Source organism: Trinickia sp. (genome assembly GCF_051961175.1).
Lineage (GTDB): Bacteria > Pseudomonadota > Gammaproteobacteria > Burkholderiales > Burkholderiaceae > Trinickia.
This window is the reverse complement of record NZ_JBQCDN010000346.1, coordinates 1-8,328: the sequence shown is the minus strand read 5'-3', so window position 1 is coordinate 8,328 and position 8,328 is coordinate 1. Positions and strand designations below refer to the sequence as shown.

Annotated in this window: 9 protein-coding genes; 2 read left to right on the top strand and 7 right to left on the bottom strand. The window is 63.3% G+C overall.

The window, feature by feature from the left end; all coding sequences use genetic code 11:
• Positions 1 to 340: hypothetical protein (locus tag ACTHL0_RS20265; RefSeq protein WP_440568672.1), on the top strand; the 340-nt coding region annotated here is incomplete at its 5' end.
• Positions 341 to 739: 399 nt separating this feature from the next.
• Positions 740 to 991: a hypothetical protein gene (locus tag ACTHL0_RS20260; protein ID WP_440568671.1), complete on the top strand. Its 252-nt coding sequence runs from the start codon at positions 740 to 742 to the stop codon at positions 989 to 991.
• Positions 992 to 1,196: 205 nt separating this feature from the next.
• On the opposite strand, the gene ACTHL0_RS20255 is transcribed toward ACTHL0_RS20260, so the two are convergent.
• The 7 genes from ACTHL0_RS20255 to ACTHL0_RS20225 all read right to left on the bottom strand — a co-directional run bounded on the left by ACTHL0_RS20255 (position 1,197) and on the right by ACTHL0_RS20225 (position 8,269).
• The gene (locus ACTHL0_RS20255) at positions 1,197 to 1,754 is read right to left on the bottom strand and encodes a hypothetical protein (protein WP_440568670.1); all 558 of its coding nucleotides are present in this window, start codon (positions 1,752 to 1,754) and stop codon (positions 1,197 to 1,199) included.
• A gap of 368 nt (positions 1,755 to 2,122) precedes the next feature.
• Positions 2,123 to 2,572 carry a hypothetical protein gene (locus ACTHL0_RS20250; RefSeq protein ID WP_440568669.1) on the bottom strand — a complete coding sequence of 150 codons (450 nt, stop codon included), beginning with the start codon at positions 2,570 to 2,572 and terminating at the stop codon, positions 2,123 to 2,125.
• A gap of 355 nt (positions 2,573 to 2,927) precedes the next feature.
• Positions 2,928 to 3,611, bottom strand: a complete 684-nt coding sequence (locus tag ACTHL0_RS20245) for a DUF2894 domain-containing protein (RefSeq protein WP_440568668.1) — start codon at positions 3,609 to 3,611, stop codon at positions 2,928 to 2,930.
• On the bottom strand, positions 3,604 to 4,248 hold the full coding sequence (locus ACTHL0_RS20240) for an OmpA family protein (RefSeq protein ID WP_440568667.1): 645 nt from the start codon (positions 4,246 to 4,248) through the stop codon (positions 3,604 to 3,606). The genes ACTHL0_RS20245 and ACTHL0_RS20240 overlap by 8 nt, the downstream gene beginning before the upstream one ends.
• Positions 4,245 to 6,341, bottom strand: a complete 2,097-nt coding sequence (locus tag ACTHL0_RS20235; protein ID WP_440568666.1) for a DUF802 domain-containing protein — start codon at positions 6,339 to 6,341, stop codon at positions 4,245 to 4,247. The genes ACTHL0_RS20240 and ACTHL0_RS20235 overlap by 4 nt, the downstream gene beginning before the upstream one ends.
• A gap of 25 nt (positions 6,342 to 6,366) precedes the next feature.
• Positions 6,367 to 7,137: a DUF3348 domain-containing protein gene (locus tag ACTHL0_RS20230; protein ID WP_440568664.1), complete on the bottom strand. Its 771-nt coding sequence runs from the start codon at positions 7,135 to 7,137 to the stop codon at positions 6,367 to 6,369.
• Between the two features lie 103 nt (positions 7,138 to 7,240).
• Positions 7,241 to 8,269: a LacI family DNA-binding transcriptional regulator gene (locus tag ACTHL0_RS20225; RefSeq protein ID WP_440568663.1), complete on the bottom strand. Its 1,029-nt coding sequence runs from the start codon at positions 8,267 to 8,269 to the stop codon at positions 7,241 to 7,243.
• Positions 8,270 to 8,328: the final 59 nt, after the last annotated feature.

The window sequence follows — 8,328 nt, the reverse complement described above, 5'->3', positions numbered from 1 at the left end:
AGACTTCGGAATCAAGCTCTTTTGCGAGGCCAGGCCTCCGAGGTTTGTACGCAGCGGAGATTGGGTCGAAGGTGAGATATGGATCGGAGTAGATCCGTTCTTTTACAAGGAGCGCTTGCATCGCATTACCGGAATGCCGGATCTTTTCACTGACTGGCTCGTAACCAGGGTTCAGCTGGAAACCACACCCTGGGTCGAAGATGCCTCGGCGGGCCGGAAGCAATTGGGGCGCAACCTTGAGCACGAAGCATGGGTAGACAAGGAGGCAACGGACGCGTGGACCGACGACGAAGGCCGAGGCGACTATTTGCTGTCGCTATCGAAGTCCGCGCCTACTTGAGGCAACGGGATTTGCTCGACACGTTAAAGGCACTGGGCTACACCGAGCTGCACTTCATCTGTTGTCGTGCGATCAGAATTTCGGCGGCGGGTCTCTTTTAGCGCGTTGGCGCTTGCTGACATCTTGCACACTCTCGCGGCAAGTGTTGAAATGTGCAGGCGACGATAGGACGGGGTGCCGCGTGTAAGCTGCGGCCGGTTGCCAATGCCGAGCTGCGAGCGTGTTCGCGACTTTCGGACGGCTTAGGATTCGTGACCTATAAGGGTGTATAGGTTCCCCAGAGTCAGCTTGCGAAGCCGTCGACGGTCACTCAATAATTCATCGGCCAAGGCACTCACTGCGCGCGTTCAACCTCACCGCTTGACCATTCAGGTCATGCGTCTACTGGGAGAAATTGTCATGCCGTCCCCCCTCGACTTCTTGCACTCACTGGCCCCCGAAAACCATGTTGCAATTGCGGACGCGGTGAACGCGATCGAAAACAACGGCGGCGCCGCTCAGATGGATGCGAACACGCTCTCGGTTCTTGCAAGCAAGGCGGGAGTTACCCCCGACCAACTGAATGCGTTCTTCGACGCTTACAAGAAAGATGACGGCTCGCCAGACGCGCAGAGCTTTATCAAATCGTTAATCGCGCAGAAGTCCGCCTAAGGTCCGCCTGAGCCGATTGCAAGCAGGACAGCATCTTCGACAGCTCGAGATGCCATGCGCTTCGATCGTTTGGGTAGCCGAGCGCCGCAATCTGTGAGTGACGATTGCGGCGCTCCCTTCTAGCAGTTCTCGGCCGCGAAAACGTTTCGCGGTGAGTCCCCCGCCTCCGCGTCAGGCTGCGTGCGTGCATTGCATTCGGACCTGTTCAGCGCTTGTTATTCGCGAATTCGAGGAAGGTCTGATCGATGTTGGCCGACAGATGCAGCTTGCTCAGATCCACCTCAGCGATGCTGCTAATGGGCGCGCCGTTGTAGCCGTTGTTGCTGACCTGCACGGGCGATTGGTAGCCCAGGTATTTGACGATGTCGTTACGAGACCATTTGATATCGAGGTCTCGGCTCGTCCCTTCGCCTCGGGAATATCCCCCGATGGTCATCACATGGTCCGACGGCGGTGCCTTCTCGCTGCTGCTAAACGTTGTCTTCATCGCCTGAAACAATTTGCCGAGTCGGCCTTCGGTGCTGAACATCGACGGCCGGTACCCCTGTTGCTCGACCGCTGCCGCGTCTTGCTTGACGCGCGGATTGAGTTCCTCCGTTGGCCGAGGCGGTGTTGTGTTGGCGGTCTGCATCTGCGCGTGCGACGGCGAGGCGAACTGCGGGTTCGGTTCGCTCTGGCGGCGTTGCGGCTGCTCCATCCATTGGCCTGTACCGTAGTTGGCATACGGGAGGGCGTCGTCGTTGGCGCGCCAGCAGTTCGGCATACTTTGCGGTCGTGGTCGGGGCCCGCTTGGCCCAGCTGGCGTAGAAGTATTGCTTGCCGTCTGTGTGGCGGTTCCCGACTGGTGCGGATGCTGATGCTCCCACCTGCCAGTGTCATAGTTGGCGTGGCGCGGCCATCGAGCACATCAAGGAAGCGTTGGCGCTGGTTGCGCGTGTCGGTGCACCCGCCGTGGATTGGCGGGTCTATCGAACGGCAGCGAGGCTTCATCGACAACCTGGCGCGACGGATCTGGCGGATGCGTGCGAAGCGCTGGGCCGGAAGTCGATTCACCGCATCGTAAGCGGCTTGCCCTTGGAAAGCCGCCTCAGGGAGACTTTCGCCAAGATGAGCGCAACCTCCTGCCGCTTGCTACGATTTTGCCGGGCGGCCCGTCTTAACGGTTTCCACCGCTGCGACCGCCGCGAGCAGGCGTTTCAAGGGGGCGGCCTCCAATAGCAGCAGGCCGGCGCGTAGAAGCTCGCTCTTCTTCGTCGACACCCCTGCATCGATGCACTTCTGCTTCAGTGCTGCGATCTTGTCGTAGTCGGATCTCGGCATGGTGAAGCTGTCGCGCACCACCTTTTCTTTTTTCACACGCTTGGTCTTGCCTTCTTTCGGTGCGCTTGCGGGCGTGGCGTCGGCAGTGGTTGCCGCACGCTTTTGTTTCGGTGCCTTTGCCGGGGCAGGTGGGACATCCGCAGCCGCAGCCGCGGGCGCAGCCGCAATTGCCTGCGCGGCTTCTACGGGTGCCTTTCCGTTTGCACCCTTCGGAACGTGCAACGCTTTCTTGGCCGCCTTCTTGACGATCGGCTCGGTCATGGTCCATCTCCTGGTTTTAAACGGTATAAACAGTATATACCGTTTAAAGCAAACCTCTGGAATCGGCGAAGGAGCACGCGACGGATACCTTCCGAAAAGTTGCCCACAGAAACTGTTTGCAAGGCTGTGGGCAACTGATGGGTAATCGACGTAAGCGGCTGAAATCGTTGATCTTATGTGGTGCGCACTCGATCTATGCAGTGCGAGCGCGAGGCGTGCCTGGTGCGAACGCGCGACGCGGGCGGTGCCCCTCGGCGCGTGACGGGCAGTGGTAAAGAAAAGGCAAGAGATAACGTCATCGGCGGGCGCCGATGCGCTAACGGTCGATGGATCGTCGGAATAGGGCTGCGATCGCTCAGGAACCGCTACCGCCACCGCTTACGCGCCGGGGCTTTTTCGTGGCCTCGCCACTCTTGCCGACGCGCGGTGCGCTTTTAGCCGTCGATGCTCCGCCCGTGATCTGCTCCATCCAGGACAATGCGTCGACATACGACAGAAACTGCTGGAGGTATCCCGGCGATAGCGCTTGCATGAGCGAGAGCGAGCGATGGATGAGACTGCTCGAATTGAGCGGCCCCGGATTACCCGGCACTTGCGCGAGCGACTGACGAAGCTGTTTCTCGGTGCTCATTCTGGACCAGATTTCTCTGAAGTCGTCGAGCACCGGAAGCTCCGGATAGGCGGCCGGCCGAGCGGTTGAATGCGGGGTTGCAGAACGATCGCCGCGCGTCGGCGCATGCCTTTCGAACTCATCCACCAGAGCCGCAAGCGGCCCGCGAGTGGGCTTGCCAAGGGCGCGCGTGCTCACGGATTCGCCGGCTTGCGATGCTTGGAATGCGGCACGCTCGAGATCGCTGGCATAGGCATCGAGCAGTTCGCAGAGTCTATTCTCCAGAATCCGTCCCGCCTCGCCGCTGTGGGCGGCCGAGCGCCGCGCCAGCGCTTCGATAAAACGAAAGCGGATGCGATCCATGCGGTCGGCGCCTTGCTCCCGCCACGCGTCGAGCATCGATCGGGCGCGCGTCGCGCCGTTACTCATGAGACGCCGCTCCAGCCGACGGCTTCGGGATAGGCGCGATTTCCACACGCCGATTCTTGGCGCGCCCCGCGCCGTCGGCATTCGAGCTCACGGGCTGCTGCGAGCCGAATGCGGCCGCGAAAACCGACGACGCAGGCACGCCCGCATCGATCAACGCGCGGGTGACCGTCAAGGCGCGCTGGGCCGAGAGCTCCCAGTTGTCGGCGAATTGCTTGGTGCCGCCTTTCACGACGCGATCGTCGGTGAAGCCGCTCACCATCAGGATTTCGTCGCGGGCCATCAAATACTTGGAGAGCGGCCCGGCCAGGCTCTTCAGCACGTCCCGGCCCTCGGGCTGCAACTGATCCGAGTTCAGCGCGAACAACACGCTGCCGCTGATGCCGATCCGCCCGTTGACGAGGGTCACCCGGCCCGCCGCAAGCGGACCCGCCAACGCGTCTTCCAGCGCCTTGCGTCGCTGCGCCTCGTGTTGCCGCTGCTGAACTTCTTTCTCGAGCTTCGTCGAAAGCTCCAACTGCGCGCCGATGACGCACACCAGGATCAGCATGAAGGCACCCAGCAGCACCGACATCAGATCGCCGAAAGCGGCCCATATCGGCGCGGCGTGCTCCACGCCGCCGTCGATTTCCTCGCTCATGCTGCCGCGGCTCCGGCCGATGCCCGCTGACCGGCAAGCTGTTGCAGATCCTCGATGATTTGTTTCTGCGACATCATGCTCAGGTCGATGACTTCTCTCGCCTGCGCGACGTAGTAGGCGAGCTGCTCGTCGCTGCGGGCGAGCGACTTGTCGAGTGCTGCTTCGATACGCGTAAGATGCGTCACGAGTGTTGCGTTCGACTCGCCGAACAACTGGACGGCCGCGCCGAATGCTTCGCCGAGGCTCGCGACTTCCACTGCACTGCCGGTCACCTGTGCGGCGATGGCGCCGAGTTTTCCGGTTTCGGCATCCACCCGCTCGGAGAACTGCGTGCCGACGCGCTCCAGCAGGTTCGCCGACGTGGTGACCAATGCATCGACGGCCGATCGTTGCTCGGTGCTGGCATGGTTGACGGCATCGAGCAATGTTTCGAGCGTCGCCAATAAACGGCTACGTTCTTCGAGCATCGCGGTGTCTCGCACCATGCTGTCGGAGAGCTTCTGGCGCAGTTCGGCGACAACTTCAGCCGCAGCCTTGGGCGCCTCCGATGCCGCTTGTACGAGCCGGCCGATCTCCGCGATCGTCTCGCTGGCATGCGCTTGCGTATCGGCGGAAATCTCGCGCGCGGTCTGCGCCAGCAGGTTGCAGATGTCCTGCTGCCGGTCCGCCGTGCGAGCGCCGGACGCTTCCCATTCTTTGCTCAATGCTGTGGCCATCGAACCGAGCGTTTCGGTCCAAGCTGCCAACCGCTGCTCGTCGCGCGAAGCGAGCTCCGTCTGCAACTGCCTATGAGACTGATCGACGTTGTGCAGCAAGGCGGCCGAGTGCTGCTCGAATGCAGCCGCGGCGGCCTGCAAGGCTTCGCGGTTACGCTCGGCGAGCGTATCGCCCACGCGTTCTTGCCGCGACAGTGCCGCTGTCCACGCTTCAGACATACTGCCTGCGGTGGCGTCGAGGCGCGCTGCCACGTCTTGCAGCAAACCGGCCGAGCGCTGTTCGAAGGTTTCGGTAAATCCGGCGAGCGAGGTGTTCAGGTGTTGGGCGATCGCCTCGCTCGATTGGCGGTGCGCTGCCAGAGCCTGTTTCCAGATATCCGATACGGTTTGCGTCGCCGTCTGAAAACCATCCGAGAGCCCGTCGAGTTGCCGCTCCACCGCCCGCGTGACGGCGTCGTGCAATGCGGCCGTCTCTTGTGCGAGCCCGGCCATCGTCGCTTCCACGACCGGTTGCAGGGCGGCCCCGGCTGCACGTGCGCTGTCGGTCACGGTCTTCTTCAACGACTGTTCGACGGATGAAGCCAACCGCATATAGGCGGTCTCGACCTCGCGGTGGAACGCGTCCTGGCTTGCAAGCTGCCGCTCGTTCGCGGCCATGCTGTGTTGTTCGATCGCGGACATCATCGTCTGCAGCCGATCGACGAGCGCGGGCATCACCTGGGCCTGCCGCTGCAAGAGCTGGAGCGTTTCCTCGCGCTGATGAGCCTGCGAAAACACGCGCAATGTCGTGGCGATCTTGACGTCGAGCCGCTGTGCCGCTTCGATCCGCTCGCGCCGGCACAACGCGGACAACAGGCCAAGCATGGCGGACGTCGCCACGCCGGCGATCGAGGTGCCGAATGCGAATCCCAGCCCTTTGACCGGCGCGGCGAGCGAAGCGCGGATCGCTTGGAGATCGGTGGCGCTATCGAGCGCCATGCCCGTTCCTCGCAAGGTGGCCGCCATGCCGAGCAGCGTGCCCAGCATCCCCAGCAAGACGAGCAGGCCCACCAAATACGGTGTCAGCGTCGGCCCCGGCAAGGCCACGCGTTCGCCCTCGATGCGCAGACGCACCGCGTTGCGCAGGCTGGCGGGCAAGGGATCGAGGCAGGCCACCAGGCTGGGCGGCGGTGCCGTCAGGCCATCGACGGTAAGCGCCAACGTGGCGGTGGCTTCGCTGTAGCGTCGAAGTTCGAGTGCACCGGCGATATAGCAGGCGCCGACCAACAGCGTGACGGCCAGCGCCAGCGCGTTGGAGCCGACGTAGCCGATGCCGACCCAGCACACCGCGGCGAGACCGGTCAAGAAAACGACGATGCTGATGAGACGTCTGGACATAGTGCTCCAGTAATCCTGTAATCGGTTAGCGGGTGCGAAGGGCGGCGAGCAAGCCTTCGACCGGTTGAAAACGAACTTCCATTTCGGCGAGCAGCGCGCTTTGCATGTCCTTGCGGAAGACCTCGAGCCATGCATGAGGCGCGTGTGCTTGCGCGGTGCCGGACGCGTTGGCCCCGGCCAGTGCGGCGTGTTCGGCCTGTTCGGCCTGTTCGGCTTGCTGGGCCTGGCGCAAGCGCTCGAAGTACTTGGCCAGCAACGCGGGGATGCCGGCCAGCAGGCTTTGCTCGCGCGGAGCCAGCGCACGTTCCATGACGGCGTCCACCATCGCGAGCCGTGCCATTTCCGGTGTACAGGCGGCTACGGCGACGCGCAGGCGTTCGCGCAACGTGCCGATGGCCGTCTCCATCTCGCGCTGCATGAACAGATAGCGCTGACGAAACACCGAGTAATCGACCGAGGCATCGGTGGTGCTGGCCTGCGCGGACACTTGCGTCGGCCCACGCTGCTTGAGCGCGGCGAACACGCTGTCGTCGACGATGGCGTTCGTCAGCGAGGCACGCACGCGAGCACACTCGTTCTCCACGGCGCGCGCGCTGGCGCGTGCGTCGGGGGCGACGACGGGCGGATGGCCGTTCAGCGCGGAGGACAACGTAATGGCGTGCGTCCAGCCGAGCCATTGGCTGAGCCGGTCCGACAGCGATTGTCGATCGTCGGGAACGTCGGCGTCGGTCAGACGCGCGAGCAGGCGAATTAGGGTCGGGCCGCTTAAGGCTGTGCGCTGAGGGGCTTCCACCATACAACCAAAGTCAAAGAGGCAGCAGTTTACACTGCCGCCGGAGTGGGGCCCATCGAACGGCACCGATCGGCGCCGCAAAGCAGGGGGAATTGAGGGTCCGGCGTTACGCGCTTTCGCGCACCACCAGCTCAAAGCCCAGATCGACCATCGGGGAGGCGATGGGCTGCTGCCGCATGATCGACAGCAGCAGTTCGGCCGCCGTGCGCCCCATCTGGGCGCGCGGCGTGCGCACCGTCGTGAGCCTCGGCACGCAGTCCGCGGCGCCCGCCAAATCGTTGAAGCCGACAATGGCCACTGGGTCGGGCACACCAATCCCCATCCGGCGTGCTTCGAACAGGGCACCTTGCGCCAGATCGTCGTTGCCGAAGAAGATGCCGTCGACATCGGGGTGGCGGGTGATCAGCTGCCGAAACAGTTCGCAACCAAGCCCGATCGACGACGGTGCGGGCGTCAGGATCTCGAGTTCGGGATCGTGCAGGCCCGCGCGCTGCAACGTGCGGCGAAATCCCTCGCCTCGCTGCAGCATCCGCGGATCAAGCTGCGCGGCGACGAACGCGTGACGCCGGCAGCCACGCGCAATCAGGTGCTTGGCCACGGCCTCGCCCGCCTCCTCCTGCGAAAACCCGACACAGTACACGTTCTCTGCGCGAGCGAGTTCCATCATATAGACGCACGGCACACCGCTCGCGTCGATCAGGCGCCGCGCGGCCTCGCTGCGGTCGAATCCCGTCACGATCATCCCCATGGGCGGCGACGCAAGATACTGGCGAACGAGGTCTTCTTCCTCATCGCGCAGGTAGTGCGAATTGCCGATCACGATCTCGATGCCGTGCGGACGCAGCACGGTATGAATCGCCTCGACCACATCCGTGAATACGTTGTTTGTCAGCGACGGAACGAGCACGGCCACCGTCTCGCTTTGCGCCCGCGCGAGCGCCCGTGCGGCCGCGTTGGCCACATAGTTCAGCTCGCGCGCAGCGGCGCGAACCTTCTCGACATAGTCCGCTCCGACCGTACTCAAGCCGCGCAGCGCGCGCGAAGCCGTAATGGTGCTCACGCCGGCGCGCTGAGCCACCTGCTCGAGCGTCGGGCGGCCCGTGCCGCGGGTTTTCCTGGGTGTCACAGAGGTCATGGTTCAACTAGGATAGCGCTGTCTCAACCGTCGTACAAACGTTCGATATTGTAAGCGAA

Bases quoted from the DNA above. Each gene is read 5' to 3' on its own strand.
- ACTHL0_RS20260 (WP_440568671.1), top strand. From the start codon at position 740: ATGCCGTCCCCCCTCGACTTCTTGCACTCACTGGCCCCCGAAAACCAT.
- ACTHL0_RS20255 (WP_440568670.1), bottom strand. From the start codon at position 1,754: ATGCCGAACTGCTGGCGCGCCAACGACGACGCCCTCCCGTATGCCAAC.
- ACTHL0_RS20250 (WP_440568669.1), bottom strand. From the start codon at position 2,572: ATGACCGAGCCGATCGTCAAGAAGGCGGCCAAGAAAGCGTTGCACGTT.
- ACTHL0_RS20245 (WP_440568668.1), bottom strand. From the start codon at position 3,611: ATGAGTAACGGCGCGACGCGCGCCCGATCGATGCTCGACGCGTGGCGG.
- ACTHL0_RS20240 (WP_440568667.1), bottom strand. From the start codon at position 4,248: ATGAGCGAGGAAATCGACGGCGGCGTGGAGCACGCCGCGCCGATATGG.
- ACTHL0_RS20235 (WP_440568666.1), bottom strand. From the start codon at position 6,341: ATGTCCAGACGTCTCATCAGCATCGTCGTTTTCTTGACCGGTCTCGCC.
- ACTHL0_RS20230 (WP_440568664.1), bottom strand. From the start codon at position 7,137: ATGGTGGAAGCCCCTCAGCGCACAGCCTTAAGCGGCCCGACCCTAATT.
- ACTHL0_RS20225 (WP_440568663.1), bottom strand. From the start codon at position 8,269: ATGACCTCTGTGACACCCAGGAAAACCCGCGGCACGGGCCGCCCGACG.